The organism is Thermomonas carbonis, assembly GCF_014396975.1.
Taxonomy (GTDB): domain Bacteria; phylum Pseudomonadota; class Gammaproteobacteria; order Xanthomonadales; family Xanthomonadaceae; genus Thermomonas; species Thermomonas carbonis.
Genome location: NZ_CP060719.1, coordinates 1,096,921 through 1,114,067 on the forward strand (window position 1 = coordinate 1,096,921; position 17,147 = coordinate 1,114,067).

Annotated in this window: 14 protein-coding genes; 6 read left to right on the forward strand and 8 right to left on the reverse strand. The window is 67.9% G+C overall.

Annotated elements, in window-relative coordinates; genetic code table 11:
- Positions 1-90: 90 nt before the first annotated feature.
- Positions 91-2,706: an ATP-dependent helicase HrpB gene (hrpB, locus tag H9L16_RS05070; protein ID WP_187553471.1), complete on the reverse strand. Its 2,616-nt coding sequence runs from the start codon at positions 2,704-2,706 to the stop codon at positions 91-93.
- A gap of 98 nt (positions 2,707-2,804) precedes the next feature.
- Here hrpB and H9L16_RS05075 point away from each other — a divergent pair, with 98 nt between their 5' ends.
- Together H9L16_RS05075 and H9L16_RS05080 are read left to right on the forward strand one after the other, a co-directional pair.
- Positions 2,805-4,568: an endonuclease gene (locus H9L16_RS05075; protein ID WP_187553472.1), complete on the forward strand. Its 1,764-nt coding sequence runs from the start codon at positions 2,805-2,807 to the stop codon at positions 4,566-4,568.
- A 194-nt stretch (positions 4,569-4,762) separates the two neighbouring features.
- Positions 4,763-5,557: a TatD family hydrolase gene (locus H9L16_RS05080; protein WP_187553473.1), complete on the forward strand. Its 795-nt coding sequence runs from the start codon at positions 4,763-4,765 to the stop codon at positions 5,555-5,557.
- A 58-nt stretch (positions 5,558-5,615) separates the two neighbouring features.
- On the opposite strand, the gene H9L16_RS05085 is transcribed toward H9L16_RS05080, so the two are convergent.
- A complete protein-coding gene (locus tag H9L16_RS05085; RefSeq protein WP_187553474.1) occupies positions 5,616-6,293 on the reverse strand; it encodes a hypothetical protein in 678 nt (225 codons plus the stop codon).
- A gap of 175 nt (positions 6,294-6,468) precedes the next feature.
- Here H9L16_RS05085 and H9L16_RS05090 point away from each other — a divergent pair, with 175 nt between their 5' ends.
- Together H9L16_RS05090 and H9L16_RS05095 are read left to right on the forward strand one after the other, a co-directional pair.
- Positions 6,469-7,566, forward strand: coding sequence for an efflux RND transporter periplasmic adaptor subunit (locus H9L16_RS05090; protein ID WP_187553475.1), 1,098 nt, complete (start codon positions 6,469-6,471; stop codon positions 7,564-7,566).
- The gene (locus H9L16_RS05095) at positions 7,563-10,652 is read left to right on the forward strand and encodes an efflux RND transporter permease subunit (RefSeq protein WP_187553476.1); all 3,090 of its coding nucleotides are present in this window, start codon (positions 7,563-7,565) and stop codon (positions 10,650-10,652) included. The genes H9L16_RS05090 and H9L16_RS05095 overlap by 4 nt, the downstream gene beginning before the upstream one ends.
- A gap of 24 nt (positions 10,653-10,676) precedes the next feature.
- Here the strand turns inward: H9L16_RS05095 and H9L16_RS05100 are convergent, their stop codons facing one another.
- Together H9L16_RS05100 and H9L16_RS05105 are read right to left on the reverse strand one after the other, a co-directional pair.
- Positions 10,677-11,567, reverse strand: a complete 891-nt coding sequence (locus H9L16_RS05100) for an NAD(P)/FAD-dependent oxidoreductase (protein ID WP_187553477.1) — start codon at positions 11,565-11,567, stop codon at positions 10,677-10,679.
- Complete coding sequence (locus tag H9L16_RS05105) at positions 11,564-12,010, reverse strand: Rrf2 family transcriptional regulator (protein ID WP_187553478.1); 447 nt, start codon at positions 12,008-12,010, stop codon at positions 11,564-11,566. The genes H9L16_RS05100 and H9L16_RS05105 overlap by 4 nt, the downstream gene beginning before the upstream one ends.
- Before the next feature lie 50 nt (positions 12,011-12,060).
- Between H9L16_RS05105 and H9L16_RS05110 the strand changes: the two genes are divergently transcribed.
- The gene (locus H9L16_RS05110) at positions 12,061-12,732 is read left to right on the forward strand and encodes a class I SAM-dependent methyltransferase (RefSeq protein WP_187553479.1); all 672 of its coding nucleotides are present in this window, start codon (positions 12,061-12,063) and stop codon (positions 12,730-12,732) included.
- A gap of 58 nt (positions 12,733-12,790) precedes the next feature.
- On the opposite strand, the gene H9L16_RS05115 is transcribed toward H9L16_RS05110, so the two are convergent.
- Positions 12,791-13,249: a DUF6265 family protein gene (locus H9L16_RS05115; protein WP_187553480.1), complete on the reverse strand. Its 459-nt coding sequence runs from the start codon at positions 13,247-13,249 to the stop codon at positions 12,791-12,793.
- An 80-nt stretch (positions 13,250-13,329) separates the two neighbouring features.
- Here H9L16_RS05115 and H9L16_RS05120 point away from each other — a divergent pair, with 80 nt between their 5' ends.
- Positions 13,330-14,181: a helix-turn-helix domain-containing protein gene (locus H9L16_RS05120; RefSeq protein ID WP_233449409.1), complete on the forward strand. Its 852-nt coding sequence runs from the start codon at positions 13,330-13,332 to the stop codon at positions 14,179-14,181.
- Positions 14,182-14,207: 26 nt separating this feature from the next.
- Here the strand turns inward: H9L16_RS05120 and H9L16_RS05125 are convergent, their stop codons facing one another.
- From H9L16_RS05125 to H9L16_RS05135, 3 genes are read right to left on the reverse strand one after another with little or no spacing between them, the layout of a single operon-like run.
- On the reverse strand, positions 14,208-14,678 hold the full coding sequence (locus H9L16_RS05125; RefSeq protein ID WP_187553481.1) for a copper chaperone PCu(A)C: 471 nt from the start codon (positions 14,676-14,678) through the stop codon (positions 14,208-14,210).
- A 23-nt stretch (positions 14,679-14,701) separates the two neighbouring features.
- Positions 14,702-15,949: a PepSY-associated TM helix domain-containing protein gene (locus H9L16_RS05130; protein WP_187553482.1), complete on the reverse strand. Its 1,248-nt coding sequence runs from the start codon at positions 15,947-15,949 to the stop codon at positions 14,702-14,704.
- 20 nt (positions 15,950-15,969) lie between these two features.
- Positions 15,970-17,031 carry a TonB-dependent receptor gene (locus tag H9L16_RS05135; protein ID WP_233449410.1) on the reverse strand — a complete coding sequence of 354 codons (1,062 nt, stop codon included), beginning with the start codon at positions 17,029-17,031 and terminating at the stop codon, positions 15,970-15,972.
- Positions 17,032-17,147 lie beyond the last annotated feature (116 nt).

The window sequence follows — 17,147 nt, forward strand, 5'->3', positions numbered from 1 at the left end:
ATGCGGGCGATTCAGCTGATTGCGCAATCCCGGCGACTGTTGCTCGTCATCCCGGCGTTCGCCGGAATGACGGCAAAGGAACAAAACTGGTCACGTACCGCGCGGCTTCGCCCGATGCGTCGCAGCGGCATTCCACGGATCGTTCGGCCACGGATGCCGCGGATAGCGGCCCTTCATTTCTTTCCTGACCTCGGGATAGGTGCGTTCCCAGAACCCGGCCAGGTCCTGGGTCACCTGCAACGGTCGCCCACCGGGCGAGAGCAGATGGATCGTCAGCGGCACTCGCCCATCGACGATGCGCGGGGTCTGCGCCAGGCCGAACAGTTCCTGCAGCTTCACCGCCAGCACCGGCGAGGCCGGCTCGCCGTGGTCGTCGAGCGCGTACGCGATCGCGCGCTGCATGCCGGACGGCACATCGATCCGCGTCGGTGCGAGTTGGTCGATGCGCTGGCGCAGGCTCCAGTCGACGGCGGATTTCAACGCATCGGCGAGCGCTGATTCGTCGAGCGCATCCAGCCGGGTCTTGCCGGCGAAGGCCGGCATCAACCACGTGTCGAGCGAGGCCAATAGCGCGGCATCCGACAGGTCCGGCAATCCCAGTTCCGGCATCCACGCGCGCAGGCACTGCACGCGCACCCGCCATTGCGACAACGACTCGCTCCACGGCAGCGCCGACAGGCCGAGGTCGCGCACGGCGTCGGTCAGGGCGCGCGCCGCCCGCGCCGGATCCACGCGCCCGGCCGGTTTGCTGGACAGCACGATGCCGTCGAAACGGGCGATGCGTTCGCTGGCCAGGGCGCGACGGGTTGCATCCCAGCGCACTTCGTCGCCTTCGCGGAAATGCGCGGCGAAGGCCTGTCGCAGATGACGTTCGTCGACCGGTGCCGCACGCAGCAGCAACGCGTCTTTCGCCTCGAAACGCAGTTCGCTGGCGACCAGCCACGGCTCGCCGTAAACGGCGGAATCGTCGAACAGTTTCGCCATCCGTCCGTTCGCCAGCAGGTAGCGCTTCGGATCCTGCGGATGCTGTTTCGCGATGCGGTCGGGGAAGGCATGCGCGAGCAAGTCGCCGAGGTCATGCGCCGGCACATTCGCGGGTGGCTGCGCGTTGCAACGCAGGCGGCGACGCCATTGTTTCGATGCCGCATCGATCGCGGCCAGCGCCGAACGATTCGCATCGGCACCGACGCGGCCGTTGCGGAACGCGGCCAGTGCCTGCCAGCGGTCGGCCAATGCATCGCTGCGGCTGCGCAACGGATCGCGCGCTTCGATCAATGCGGCGAGGTCGCAAGCCAGTGCGATGCGGGATGGCTCGTTCGAGGCCAGCAACATCGCCGCCAGTCGCGGATGCGTGCCCAGCGCGAGCATGCGGCGACCGCGTGGGGTGATCGCATTGCCGGCATCGAGCGCATCCAGCCGTTGCAGCAGGTCGCGCGCCGCGGCCACCGCGCCTTGCGGAGGTGCGTCGACGAAGCGCAGGGCATCGCTGCCCCAGGCCGCGAGTTCCAGCGCGAGCGAAGCCAACTCGACCTGCGCGATTTCCGGGCGTCGCTGCGGCTCCAGCCGTTGCGACTGCGGCCACAGCCGATATGCGAAGCCGTCGGCAACGCGACCGGCACGACCAACGCGCTGGTCGGCGGACGCCTGCGAAATCGACACGACATCCAAGCGCGCGAAGCCGCTGTTGGGATCGAAGCGCGGCTCGCGTGCGAGGCCGCTGTCGATCACCACGCGCACGCCCGGCAGAGTCACGCTGGACTCGGCGACATTGGTCGCCAGCACCACGCGGCGGCGGCCATCGGCGGCGGGTTGCAGCACGCGGGTCTGTTGTTCGATCGGCAGCTCGCCGTGCAGCGCGAGGACTTCGATCGCATCCACCGCCGCTGCCCGGTGCGGGGGAATTGTTTTCCCCTCAGTCGGGGCATCCTGCCCCGATTCGGGCGCGCGCCCTCCATGGCGCGCTTGTCGCAACTCCCCCGGGGCAGACATCGGCTGCATGCCGGCCAACGCGGCATCGACGCGCGCGATCTCGCGTTGCCCCGGCAGGAATACCAGCAGGTCACCGGGATGAGTCGCCAGCGCGTGCTCGATCGCGCGCTTCGCCTGGTGCTCGATGGCTTCCTCACGACGCGCGGGAAAGTGCGCGACTTCGACCGGATAGCTGCGGCCGGCGCTGCTCAGGCGTGGCGCATCGAGGAACTGCGCGAGGCGCTCGCCATCCAGCGTCGCCGACATCACCACGATGCGCAGGTCTTCGCGCAGGCCGAATTGCACGTCGAGCGCGAGCGCAAGGCCGAGGTCGCCGGCGAGGTGGCGCTCGTGGAATTCGTCGAACAGGATCGCACCGACGCCTTCGAGCATCGGATCGTCCTGCAGCATGCGGGTGAGGATGCCTTCGGTGACCACGATGATCCGCGTGTCCGCACCGACCTTGTTCTCGAAACGGATCCGGTAGCCAACGGTCTCGCCGACCACCTCTCCGAGTTGTTTCGCCATGAAACCGGCTGCGGCGCGCGCGGCGACGCGGCGCGGTTCCAGCATCACGATCTTGCGGCCGCCGAGCCAATTGGCATCGAGCAAGGCCAATGGCACCTGGGTGGTCTTGCCCGCACCCGGCGGCGCTTCCAGCACCAGCCGCGGATGGATCTGCAGCGATGCACGGATCTCCGGCAGCAAGGATTGGATCGGGAAACCGATTTCAGGCATGCCACTAGGCTACCCGCCCGCGACCACGGTGCACTGCGGTATGACTTTCGTCACATTTCCGGGGCAAGATCGCGCCACTTTTGACGAGAGTGCCCGCCGTGCAGCCACGCCTTTCCCGCTTCCGCGCCGTCCTGCCCTGCCTGACAGTGGCTCTTGCGCTCGTCGCCGCGCCTGCCTCGGCCGATGTCTTCATCAACGAGATCCACTACGACGATGCGACCTCGTCCGGCGACACCGGCGAACGCATCGAGATCGTGGCTACTGCCGGCGAGACCCTGAGCGCGTATCGGATCTACCTCTACAACGGCTCCACGCCGTCGGCCGCTGTGACCTACGACAACGACCTGGTGCCCGCCGGCAGCCTGGCGTCCTGCGGCGCGCAGGTGCGCATCGCGACCGTCAGCTATCCGAGCAACGGCATCCAGAACGGATCGAACGACGGCATCGCCCTGGTCAATCCGGCCGGCCAGGTGGTGCAGTTCATCAGCTACGAGGGTGTGATCAAGGCCAGCAACGGGCCGGCCGCGGGGCGCACCAGCGTGAACCTGCCGGTGTCCGAATCCGGCTCCGATCCGGCCGGGCGTTCGCTGCGGCTTGCGGGCACCGGCACGACCTACGCCAACTTCAGCTGGCAGGCTGCGGCCACGGCGAGCTTTGGCGGCTGCAACGCCGGCCAGACCTTCGCCGCACCGAATCCGCCGCCGGTGGTGACCTCGACCACGCCGGTATCCGGTGCCACCGATTTCCCCGCCGCGGGCAATCTGGCGGTCGGTTTCAGCGAATCCGTGAGCCTGGCCAGCGGTGCCTTCACCTTGGCCTGCGCGACTTCCGGCAACGTCGCGCTCACCCACGCCAGCAGTGGCTCCAGCTTCGCCATCAGCACCAACACCGCGCTGCACGGCGGCGAGACCTGCACGCTGGGCGTGGTCGCGAGCAAGGTCACCGATGCAGGCGGTGCCAAGCCCGTCGCCAACACCACGGTGTCGTTCACCGTCGCCGCCGCCGGCCCGACCGGCTACTACGGCCAGGTCAACACCAGCAGCCCGTCGCAATTGCGCTGCTCGCTGCACGCGACCATCAAGGGTCATACCGCCTATCCCTACAGCGGCGGCACCACCAACACCTGGACGATCCTGGAGATCGCCGACGAAGACCCGAACAACAGCGGACGCATCCTCGACGCCTACCGCAATCGCAGCTACGCCAAGGTCACCGACCGCGCCGGCAGCGGCACCGGCTTGCGCTACAACCGCGAGCACACCTGGCCGAACTCGCTGGGCTTCGGCTCCGCCAGCGGCAACCTCGGCCTGCCGTACGCGCCGTACACCGACACCCACATGCTCTACCTGACCGACGCGACCTGGAACGCGGACCGCGGCAACAAGCCGTATGCGGATTGCACCACTGGCTGCGGCGAGCGCATCACCGAGGCCAACAACGGCAGCGGTGGCGGCAGCGGCGTTTATCCGGGCAACTCCAACTGGGTGAAGACGCCGGACGGCAATGCCGGCTCGTTCCAGGTCTGGGGCAAGCGCAAGGGCGACATGGCCCGCGCGATCCTGTACATGGCGATCCGCTACGAAGGCGGCGTGGATCCGAACACCGGGCAGTCCGAGCCCGACCTCGAGCTGACCAACGACCGCAGCAAGATCGTGATCACCTCGGCATCGCCGGCCTACATGGGCCTGCTGTCCACGCTGCTGGCCTGGCACAGCGCGGATCCGCCGGACGCCGCCGAGCGCGAGCGCAACGAAGTGATCTTCAGCTTCCAGGGCAACCGCAACCCATTCATCGACCACCCGGAATGGGCGACGAACGCGCTGTTCACCTCGACCAAGCCGGCGACCTGCCAGTTGAACTAAACCCGTCGCGGCAACAACACCGACCGCGAGACCGCCATGTATTCGCGTAGCCGCATGTAGCGGCGCAGCTGTCCGGCCAGTCGGCTTGCATGCCGACTGGCGTTCGTGGGCTCGCAGCGGTGCTGCTCGAATTCCCCACTCACCCCGCCGGTAGGCGCGGGCGGGAGTCGCAAGCCGTCCGCTAAAATCGCCGCATGCATCTGATCGACATCGGCGCCAACCTCACCCACGACAGTTTCGACCGCGACCGCGACACGGTGCTGCAGCGCGCCCGCGATGCCGGCGTGACCCGGATGATCATCACCGGTGCTTCGCGCGAGCATTCGCCGAAGGCGCTTGCACTGGCGCAGACGCATCCCGGCACGCTGTTCGCCACCGCCGGCGTGCATCCGCACCACGCGGTCGAATACACCGAAGAATGCGATGCCGAGATGCGCGCGCTGCATGCGCATCCGGAAGTCGTCGCGGTCGGCGAATGCGGGCTGGATTTCTTCCGCGATTTCTCGCCGCGCCCGGCGCAGCGCAAGGCCTTCGAGCGGCAATTGCAGATCGCCGTGGAGACGCAGAAGCCGCTGTTCCTGCACCAGCGCGACGCCCATGCCGACTTCATGGCGATGATGAAGAACTTCGACGGCAAGCTCGGACCGGCGGTGGTGCACTGCTTCACCGGCACCCGCGAGGAACTGTTCGACTGCCTCGACAACGACTGGCACATCGGCATCACCGGCTGGTTGTGCGACGAACGCCGTGGCCAGCACCTGCGCGAGATCGTCGGCAACATCCCGGCGCATCGGCTGATGGTGGAAACCGACGCGCCCTACCTGCTGCCGCGCACGTTGAAACCGATGCCGAAGGACCGCCGCAACGAGCCGGCGTTCCTGCCGCACATCGTCGAGGAACTGGCGCGCGATCGCGGCGAAGACGTGGCGACGACTGCAGCGGCGACCACATTGGCCGCCGCCGCGTTTTTCCGATTACCCGAAGCCTGAGCCGGATACGCAAACCCCCGGCCAGGACCGGGCGTTTGCCGTCTGCAGGCAGCTGCGCTTATTTCGCAGGTGGTGGCAGCGGACCTTCCGCGACCATGATGCCGCCGTCATCGTTGCGGGCATGGACCACCACCCAGATCGCCTTGTCGGCGTGGCGGATCACGTAGGTATCGGCGTCCGCGTCGTACCAGTACGCATCGCGGATGCGATCGAACTCCTGGCGGAAATCGCTCAGCGCCTTTTCGTTCGCTTCGTACACGGTTTCGTCGTAACTGCGCTCGCTTATGCGGACGCCACCCAGTGCTTCGATCGCCTGCTGCAGGTTCTTGCGCACCTCGAACTTGGAGAACGTCTTGCCGTCGTCGCTGCGGATCGAATCGCTGAAGGTCTTGCCCTCGAGCCAGAGCAATTGCCCGCCGGTCCACAGCGGCACGCGAGCCAGGTCCTTGCTCTGGGCGGCCAGATCCTTGTTGCCGAAGTGGTAACCGGCCGGCAGCGCGACGTACGGCCACGCCGGCTGCGGCTTGTCGCTGACCGGGATGCGGTTGATGTCGAAGACGGTGACGGCGGGTGCCACGGGTGTGGCCTCGGGAGCCGGCGTGGGTGTCGCGGGCGCTTCAGCCGGTGCCTGTGCCGCATCCGCTGCGGGCGGTGTCTCGACGGCAGGCGTTTCCCCTGGCTTGCATCCAACCAGCAGGACCATCGCCACGCATGACGCCAATACAGTCTTGGTCACCATCACTGTTTCGTACTCCAGATTCGGGGGAGCGCGGAGTTTAGCCAATGGATGTTCCATGCCACGTCCACGGCCAAGGCGCGCCGAGGCGTTCGTCCCGGTGCACCCGCAGTTAATGAACTGAGCGGTTCACATACAGGCTAGACTGCGCGCCTCCCCCGTTGCCGGATCGCGCATGCGCCGCATCGCCCGCCCGCTTGTCCTCGGTCTCGCCCTTGGCGTCGCCGTCATCGCCACCGCCTGCAGCAAGAAAGAGGAAGCAACCGCCAAGCCGGTCGCAGCCTTCGCGGTCAGCGTGGCGCGCGTGCAGGCGCAGGACATTCCGCGCAGCGTGCTGGTGTCCGGACCGGTCTCCGCGTGGGAAGAGATGCAGCTCGGCGTCGAAGTCAGTGGCCTGCGCGTCACCAGCCTGCTGGTCGATGTCGGCCAGGCCGTGCGCAAGGGCGAACTGCTGCTGCAACTCGATCACCGCAGCCTGGACGCCGAACTTGCACAAGCCGACGCCGCCTTGCGCGAAGCCGAAGCCGGTGCCTCGCTGGCGCGCTCGCAACTCGCGCGCGGCGAACTGCTGGTGAAGGACAAGTACATCAGCGCGACGCAGCTGGACGAGTTGCGCGCCGGCCGCGTAAAGGGTGATGCGCGCGTCGGCACCGCGCGGGCGATGCGCGATACCGCCGCCCTGCGCCGCAGCTTCGCCGACCTGCGCGCACCCGATGCCGGCGTCATCTCCAAGCGGCTGGTGCAACCGGGGCAAGTGGTGGCATCGGGCAGCGAACTGCTGCGGCTGATCCGCCAGGGTCGCCTGGAATGGCGCGCCGAACTCGCCGAAGCCGAACTCGGTCGGGTCAAGCCCGGCGACCGCATCCAGCTGACGACGCGCGACGGCAAGGCGGTCGTCGGCCAGGTGCGCGCGGTCAGTCCCGGCGTCGATGCAAGCACCCGCACCGGCACCGTCTACGCTGACCTGCCCGACCCACAAGGCCTGCAGCCCGGTACCTACCTGCAAGGGCGCATCGACACCGGCATCGGCCAGGGCCTGACCGTGCCCGCCGCCACCGTGGTCCAGCGCGACGGCCATCCGAACGTGTTCACCGTCGACGCCAAGGGCATCGCCCATCGCGTGCGCATCCGCACCGGCGGCATCGCCAACGGCCAGGTCGAAGTGCTCGAGGGCCTGAAGGCCGGCGATGCGGTGGTCGAACAGGGCGCCGGATTCCTCGGCGACGGCGACAGCGTGCGCATCGTCGAGGCCACCCCGGCCACCACGCCATGAGCGGCGGCGGCAGCCTGTCCACTTGGGGGATCCGCAACCCGGTCCCCGCGATGATGCTGTTCTTCGTGCTGTGCGTGGCCGGCCTGTGGGGTTTCCACCAGTTGCCGGTCGCGCGCTTCCCGGACATCGCGTTCCCGATGACCACGGTCACCATCACCCAGCCCGGCGCGTCGCCGTCGCAGCTGGAAACCGAGGTCACCCGCAAGGTCGAGGACTCGGTGGCGACGCTGGACAACGTCAAGCGCGTCACCTCCACCGTGGTCGAAGGCAGCTCGACCACCGCCATCGAGTTCAACCTCGAGGCGGACATCATGACCGCGCTGAACGACACCAAGGACGCGGTGACGCGGATCCGGATGAACCTGCCGCAGGACATCCAGGAACCGATCATCGCCAAGGTCGAGATCGGCGGGTCGCTGCTGACCTATGCGGTGAGTGCGCCGGGCATGGCGCCGGACGAACTGTCGTGGTTCGTCGATCGCCACGTGATGCGCGCGCTGTACGGCGTGGAAGGCGTGGCCGCGATCAATCGCATCGGCGGCGTCGAGCGGCAGGTGCGGGTGGACCTGGATCCGCAGGCGCTGCAGGCGCAGGGCGTGACCGCCGGCGAGATCAGCCAGCAACTGGCCGCGACCCAGGTCGAGCGCCCGGGCGGCAAGGCCGAACTGGATGGTGGCCAGCAGACCGTGCGCACGATCGGCACCATCGCCGATGCGCAGGCGCTGCGCGACTACAGCATCGCCCTCGGCAATGGCCGGGACGTGCGGCTGTCCGCGCTCGCCACGATCACCGACGGCGCCGCCGATCCGACCCAGCTCGCCTTGCTGGATGGCAAGCCGGTGGTCGGCTTCTCGCTGGCGCGCAGCCGCGGCGCCGACGAACTCAAGGTCCGCGACGGCATCAAGGCCGCGCTCGACGCGCTGGAGAAGCAGCATCCCGGAACGAGCTACCGGCTGGTCACCGACATGTCGGAAGAAACCCAGCGTTCCTACTCGTCGTCGATGACGATGCTGGTCGAAGGCGCGCTGCTGGCGCTGGCCGTGGTGTTCTGGTTCCTGCGCGACTGGCGCGCGACTTGGGTCAGCGCGATCGCGTTGCCGCTGTCGATCATCCCCACCTTCGCGGTGATGCAGTGGTTCGGCTTCAGCCTCAACATCATCACGTTGCTGGCGTTGAGCGTGGTGGTCGGCATCCTGGTCGATGATGCGATCGTCGAGATCGAGAACATCGTCCGCCACCTCGGCATGGGCAAGAAACCGCTGGATGCCGCGCGCGATGCCGCCGACGAAATCGGCACCGCGGTGATCGCGACCTCGGTGACATTGGCGGCGGTGTTCGTGCCGGTCGCGTTCATGCCCGGTATTCCCGGCAAGTTCTTCCGCGAGTTCGGCTGGACCGCCGCGACCGCGGTGATGTTCTCGCTGCTGGTGGCGCGCCTGCTCACGCCGATGATGGCCGCCCGCCTGCTCAAGCCGCAGCCCGAGCATCCCGCCGACAGCAAGTTCATGACCCGCTACCTGGGCTGGGTCGATACCGCCTTGCACAATCGCTGGAAGACGCTCGGCGTCGCCACCCTGCTGTTCTTCGGCTCGCTGGCACTGATCCCGTTCATCCCGACGACCTTCATCCCGGTCTCCGACCAGGGCCGCAGCATGTTGTCGATCGAACTGCCGCCGGGCACGCCGATCGAGGACACCGCGCGCGTCTCCGAACAGGCGCGCACGCTGCTTGGGAAAATCCCGGAGCTCAAGCAGGTATTCACCCAGATCGGCAGCGTTCCCGACCTCGGCGATCCCGGCAAGAGCGGCGGCGCCGATGCGCGCAAGGCGGTGATGACGCTGGACTGGGGTCCGGAGCACGACCGCGACCGCAGCCAGAAGCAGCTGGAACAGGTGGTGCGCGATGCACTGGCCGACCTGCCCGGCGTGCGCACCAGCTTCCTCAGCAGCGAGCCCGGCGAGCAACTCGCACTGGTCCTGGCCGGCGACGATCCGGCGACGCTGGATGCCGCCGCCAGTGCGCTGGAACGCGACCTGCGCAAGATCAGCGGACTCGGCAGCGTGTCGTCGTCGGCATCGTTGTTGCGTCCGGAGCTGCAGATCCTGCCGGACCCGGCGCGCGCCGCCGATCTCGGCGTCTCCACCGCCGCGATCGCCGAGGCCGCGCGCGTCGCCACCGCCGGTGATTACACCCAGCGCCTCGCCAAGCTCAACCTGCCCGACCGGCAGATCCCGATCCGCGTCGGCTTCGACCGCGAGACCCTGCGCGACCCGGCCACGCTCGGCCAGCTGCGCGTGCAGGGCCGCAGCGCGCCGGTGCCGCTGGACGCGGTCGCCGACATCGTCGAGGGCAGCGGACCATCGGTGATCAGCCGCTACAAGCGCCAGCGCAACATCACCCTGAGCGCCGAACTCAACGGTCGCCCGCTCGGTGACGTGATGCAGGAAATCGAGGCGCTGCCGTCGGTGAAGAACGTGCCGCCCGGGGTGTCTTTCATCAACACCGGCGACGCCGAGATCTTCGTCGAGCTCTTCGTCGGCTTCGTGCTGGCGATGATCGCCGGCATCCTCTGCATCTACATGGTGCTGTTGTTGCTGTTCAAGCACCCGATGCAGCCGCTGACCATCCTCACCGCGATCCCGCTGTGCGCGGGTGGCGCGTTCGGCGCGTTGCTGGTGACCCAGAACGCGTTGTCGCTGCCGGCATTGATCGGCCTGCTGATGCTGATCGGCATCGCCACCAAGAACTCGATCCTGCTGGTCGATTACGCAGTGATGGCGGAGGACGTGCACGGCATGAGCCAGCACGATGCGCTGGTCGATGCCTGCCACAAGCGCGCGCGGCCGGTGGTGATGACCACGATCGCGATGGGCGCCGGCATGTTGCCGCTCGCGCTCGGGTTCTCCGGCGACGCCAGCTTCCGCGCACCGATGGCGTGGGCAGTGATCGGCGGCCTGATCACCTCCACCGCGCTCAGCCTGATCGTGATCCCGGCGGCCTACACGGTGCTGCACGACATCGGCGACTGGTTCGTGCTCAGGTTCTCGCGCAAGCGCGCCCCGGGCGACGTAGCCAGCGTGCACTGAGCTCGCCGAAGACCAGGAAACTCCCTAGGCGTCTGGCCAGACCAGCGAGCGATGCAGGTTGGCGCCGGCCCACGCGCCATCGCCCACGGCCAGCGACAGCGAATGCGGGATGCGCGCGGTGTCGCCGCAGGCGAATACGCCGGGCACGCTGGTTTCCTTCGCGTCGTTGGTCTGCACCTGCGTGCCCATCGGCGTTTCCATCAGCAGGCATCCCATCGCTTCGGCCAGCGGGGTCGCCGGCGCGTTCTTCGGCGCGGTGAACAAGCCGGCGAACGCCAGTCGCCTGCCGTCGGCCAGCACCACGTCCGCGTGCCCGTCGATGGCGGCGATGGGCGTGCGCTCGATGGCGACGCCGCGCGCCTGCAAGTCCCGCGATGCGACATCGTCCAGCTCGATCGCTTCGTTGAGGAAGAACGTGACCGTGCCCCACTCCGGCAGCAGTTGCGCCTGGTGCACCGACATCGGGTACGCGGCGATGACCCCGATGCGTCCCTGGTCCAGCTCGTAGCCGTGGCAGTACGGGCAATGGAACACGCTGCGTCCCCAGCGTTCCTGCAAGCCGGGAATCGCGGGTAGCGCGTCCAGCACGCCGGTCGCCAGCAACAGGCGACGCGCGGCGAACGCACCGGAGTCCGCGGTGCGCACGACGAACGCATCGCGGGTTCCGGAGGCGGCGATCACCACGTCGTCCCGCCACGCCAGCGTGGGATAGGCCTGCAGTTGCGCTCGCGATTTGCTGGCGATCACCGCGGGATCGACGCCGTCCTGCGACAGGAAGCCATGCGCGAGGGTTGCGTTGCGGTTGCGTCGGCGTCCTGCATCGATGATGAGCACGCTACGCCGCGCGCGCACCAGTTGCAGGGCGGCCGCCATCCCGGCGTAACTGCCGCCGATCACGATCACGTCGTGGGTCATTTCGGTTTTCTCTTGCGATGGCGCGCGTGGCGTTGCGCGAAGTCGGCCGCAAGCTGGCCCAGGGTCACCGTCTCGAACCGGCGCATGAGCAGGGCCTCGGCGTCGGCGAAGGCACTGTCCAATGCTGCGTTGACGGCTTGCTCGACCAGGCAATCCGGGTGCTCGCTGCGGTTGCCGACCGCGAACAGCGCCGGTTCGCCCAGCGCCTCATGCAATTGCCGCAGGGTGACCTTGGACAGGTCGGTGGCGATGCGCCAGCCGCCGCCAGGTCCGCGATCGGCGGCCACCAGGCCGGCATCGCGCAGCAGGCCCATCGTCCGCCTCACCACGACCGGATGGGTGGTCATGCACTGCGCCAGGGTGTCGGAGGTCATCGGGCCGTCCGCCTCCGCCATGTGCAGAAGGGCGTGCAGGACCGAAGAGAGTTTGCCGTCGCGTTTCATGTAACAAACGATGTTACGTTATGGCCACGATGTCAATCCCCGGAGATGCCGTGTCCTCGTTTTCCGATCCCAACGCGGTGGCGCGCTACGCCGAGAATCTCGTCCGCCAGGTCCCCGCCGTGCATACGCTGCATCAGCTCGCGGGCCTGCTCCTGCGCGAACGCGTTCCCGCGGATGGTCGCGTGCTGGCGCTCGGCGCAGGTGGCGGCATGGAGCTCAAGGCATTCGCCGATGCCAACCCGGGCTGGCGCCTGCTCGGCGTGGATCCGTCACCGGAGATGCTGGATCTTGCGGTGCGTACGCTGGGGGCCCTGGCACCACGTGTCGAACTGATCCGCGGCTATGTCGACGACGCCCCGGACACGCTGTTCGATGGCGCCACCTGCCTGCTCACCCTGCACTTCCTGTCGCGCGACGAGCGCCTGCACACATTGCGCGAACTGAAGCGCCGGTTGAAACCGGGCGCGCCGCTGGTCATCGCCCATCACAGCGTCCCGGACGACATCGACGAAAAACTCGCGTGGTTCCGCAGGCACGCGGCATTCGTCGCGTCGAACGGCGTGCCGGCCGCGGATGCACAGGCGAATGCATTGGCTATCGCCAACCGCCTGCCCACCCTGTCGCCGGAGGCAGAAGTGGAATTGCTGCTGCAGGCCGGCTTCACCCGGCCGAGCCTGTTCTATGCCGCGTTCACGTTCCGGGGATGGGTCGCCTTCGCCTGAAAACGCGGCGCCGTTTCCAGGCAGAAGCGGCCTCGCCACCCACCGACGACGACGCAGCTCATTTGGCGCAGAGGCGATACTCGAAGGGAATCTTCATATCCTTGCCATCGCGGCCCGGCCCGGCGATGTAGGCGCGGAGTCCGTCGCCGTCGCGTCGGTATTCGATCCGGTTGGGAAAATCGTGGGCGCTGTTCTCGAAGCGGATCCAGCCATCGCCGCGCGCGGCCTGCGTGAACACCGTGGCCGGCACGCCATTCGGCTGCACATGGAACTGCGCGATGCCGGCATCGGACACGATGCGCATGTACTCGAACGACTCCACGGCAGTGCCGCTCACCGTGCGCGACATGCCCAGCAAGGCACCGCCGGCTTCCGGCAACCACACCTCGTCGACTTGCCGGCCCGCATCGCCGCCGCACCAGTGCCCGGCCAGCCAGTCCAGTGTTGGCTCGGCGCTCATGGCCTGACCGGACCCCAGCGCCAGACACGCGCCCAATACCGCCGTTGCATGTCGCATGACCGTCTCCCGTATGAGTGACGCGCAACGTACGGCGCGCATCGCGGCGGTTCTTGTAAAAACACGCAGCGCCCTGTCTGATGCGGCGCATGGACTATGTGGAACATGCGCCACCCGCGGACCTGCAGCGACACCTGCAGTGCCTGTGGATCCTGCGCGACGACGCACCCGGCGATGCCATCCAGGTCATCTACCCGGATGGTCGTTGCGAACTGCTGGCCGAGCTCGGCGTGCCCTTGCGATTCCACGGCGAAAACGGCGAGATCCGCGCCGATCAGGCATTGGCGTTCGCCGGCCAGCAACTCGGGCCGATCCGCCTGCAGGCGACCGGCGCGGTGCACTGCATCGGCGTGCGACTCACTGCCACCAGCAGCGGATTGATCGCAGGCGCGCAGTTGCCGGCCCTGCGCGACCGAGCGCCGGACCTGCGCACGCTGGACGAAGCGTTCGCGATGCAATTCCACGCAGCCGCGAAAGCTTGCGTCGATGTCAATTCCGCAGAGCCGCTATGGACGTTGATGCGCCTGCGTTGCGCCGCATTCGCAGCGGATCCGCTGGTCGAACGCGCGGTCGAAACACTCGATGCAACGGACGGCGACCTGCGCATCGCCGCGCTGGCAAATGAGCTTGGCTGCAGCCTGCGCACCTTGCAGGCGCGCTTCCTGGCCGCGGTCGGGATGACGCCGAAGGAATACGCACGCGTGCGTCGCCTGCAGGCCTTGCTGCGCACGCTGGACAGCGAACGCAGCGCCATCGCCGATGCGGCAGCACGCCATGGCTTCAACGACCAGGCGCACGCCACCCACGACCTGCTGCGCTGGACCGGCACCACGCCTGCACGGCTGGTGCGCGCGCTGCGGGCCGATCCCGATGGTGGCGATGCGCTGCGCCTCGCCGCCGCCTTCGTGCGCGGTCGCCATTCGACGCAGTAACGATCGCCCGGACGAAGTCCCTGCGCTCAGTGGTGCCCGTGCCCGCCTTCGCCTTGCTCGGCCATGCCGCGCACCTTGAACGCCACCGGCAAACGACCAGCATCGCGGAACACCAGCGTGGCCTGCAGCTGTTCGCCAGCGACGGCGTGGCGCACGGGCTCGATGAACATTGCATGGTCGGCACCCGGCTTCAGCACCACGGTCTGGCCCGCGGGAATCGGCACGCCATCGACGCGCTGGCGCATGCGCATCACCCCGTTGTCGTGACGCATCTCGTGGAGTTCGACGCGCTTGGCGCTCGCGCTCTCGATGCGGAGCAACTGGTCGTCGCGATCGCCCTTGTTCTGGATGGTCACGAAACCGGCCGCGACCGACGCCGTAGGCGGCGTTTCCCGCGACCAGGGCACCGACACGACGAGGTTGCCGATGCGCTGGTGGTCCTGCTGCGCACAAGCGGCGAGCAGGAAAAAGGACAGGCAAAGCAGGATCGATTTCATCGTTCGGACTCCGGGAATGCAGTTCATGCGGGTTTCCTCGTGTGTTGTGCGAATCGCGCCCATGCGGTTTCCGCGAGCCACAGCAACGCCGCGGACAAGGCGAGCAACGGAAGCAGCAGGAATCCGGCCAGCGCGAGCACGCGCAACCACCATGGCCAGAACCGCCGCGCGACAGGTGGCACGCCCAGCGAATGCACGGGCTTGCGTCGCCACCATGCCATCGTGCCGGTGACGCACAGCCACCCGAGCGCCAGGGCGAATGCCGTATTGACCCAGCGACCGGAGCGCCCGAAGTAGTCGGCTTCGTGCAGCTTCACCCCGGTGGCCACCGTCTTCGCCATCAACGGGAAATTCGACCAGCCGGCATCGTCGATCACTCTGGCATCGGCGCGATCGAGCAACAGGTAACGCTCGTCGGAGGCGTTCGCCGCCACGCTGCGCAGCGACACCGCCGAGCCGGGCGGACCGTCGACCATATAGAACATCAGGTCGCCGGCCATGCCGCGCGCGCGGGCCTGTTCCAGCATCTGCTGCAGGCTGCCCGCCTCGGTGGCGGCCCCACCGGCGAACACCGGCGCGAAACCCGCCGCGCGTGGGCCCTGCTGGCCCAGCGCCTGTTGCACCGGCACCAGCACCTGGTTGCCCCAGAAGCTGGTCCATGGCAACGCGGTGAACAGGAACAGCACGATCAGCAGCGAACACCACACCGCCACGCAGGCATGCAGGTCGCGCCAGAAAGTCCAACGCCCGCTGCGCAGGCGCGGCAGCAATGCCCGCCAGCCGCGCCCATCGCGCGGCCACCAGAGGTAAAGGCCGCTCAGCACCATCACGATGGTCCAGCACGCGCCCAGTTCCAGCAGCCAGCTGCCGGCATCGCCCAGCGGCCAGCCGCCGTGCAGGCTGCGCGTCCAGCCCACCGGCCACGCCGCACCTTCCAGGCTGCCCAGCACGACCCCGCGATGGGGATCCACGAACACCGCCAGCGGCAAGCCATTCGCTGCGGAGAATGTGACCTGGGTGCTGCGCGCCGGATCCGCCGGCAGCAACACGTTCGCCACCTTCGCGCCGGGCTGGAAATCGCGCGCGGCCCGGACCAGCATATCGAGGGACACCTGTTGCGGTGCCGGCTCGACAAAGCGCAGGTCCGGATGGCGCTGGTCGACCCAGGCTTCCGACCACAGGTACAGGGTGCCGGTGGCCGACTGCCAGAGCACGAACGGAATCACCAGCAGCGCGGCGAGGAAGTGCCAGCGCCAGGCCCGGCGGCGCATGTCACCCGAAATACCCGCGGTCACCAGCGCCACCGCAGCCCGGCGTAGACCGAGCGCGGTTCGCCGGCCTGCAGGATGGCCGAGCCCGCGGACGCGCGATCCAGCACGCTGAAGACGCCGACGTATTCCTCGTCGAGCAGGTTGCGGACCTCACCGAACACTTCCCAACGCTCGCGCTCGAAGCCGACGCGCAACCCGAGGAGTTGGTAGGAACCGACGCGGTAGGTATTGCTGAAATCCGCGTAACGCGCACCGACCACGTCGAAGGTCGGGCCGGCGAAGAAACCCTTGTCGTTGCGATACATGACTTCACCGCGGATGGCGTGGCGCGGCGCCGCCGGCAGGCGGTTGTTGGCGTACGCCGCGTCGTCGTCGAACGAGAAGGCGTTGTAGGTCGCGCTCACCAGCGGCTCGATGCGATGGCCGCCGCCCAGCGGGATGCTCGCGCCCAGCAATGCCTCGATGCCGGCATGCACGGTGCGGTCGACGTTGGTGGACAGGCTGGTGCCGGGCGCTGCGATGTTGTCGATCGACAGGATCTCGTCGTGGATCCGCGCGTAGTACAGAGATGCATCCCACTGCCAGCGGATCGCATCGGTCGGCCCGATGGTGTTGCCGCGCACGCCGATCTCGGCCGCGCTGCCGTGCATCGCATCGAGGGTGGCATCGCCGCCGCGCACGTCGTCCTGCAGCTCGAACGTGGTCGGCGCTTCATGCAGGCGGCTGACGCTGGCGAAGGCTTCGCTGGCCGGGGTCAGCGCGCGGATCACGCCGATGCGCGGATTGAACGCGGCATAGTCGGCCTTCGGATTGCGCAGCACGCCGCTGGCGACATCGGTGTTGCGGACATCGCGGCCGGTGATCACGCCCTGCGCGCCGTACACCAATGTCCACGCGGGCGCGATCTTCCAGCGGTCGACCAGGAACACCTCCACACTGTCCGAGCGGTTGTCGACGATCGTGCGCAGGCCGTTGCGCTGGCCGCCATCGTTGCGATGCAGGCCGCCGGTTTCATGCGTGTTGGCAATGTTGAGGCCGGCCAGCACATCGTGGTCGCCGAACTTCGCGTTGTAGCGGAACATGCCGCCCAGGTGCGCTGCTGGGTGTTCTTCAGCAGGCTGAAGACTTCCACCGGCGGCATCGGGCCGGGGCCGTCGAAGTCGACCATGATCTTGTCGACGATCGGGTGATAGAGGTC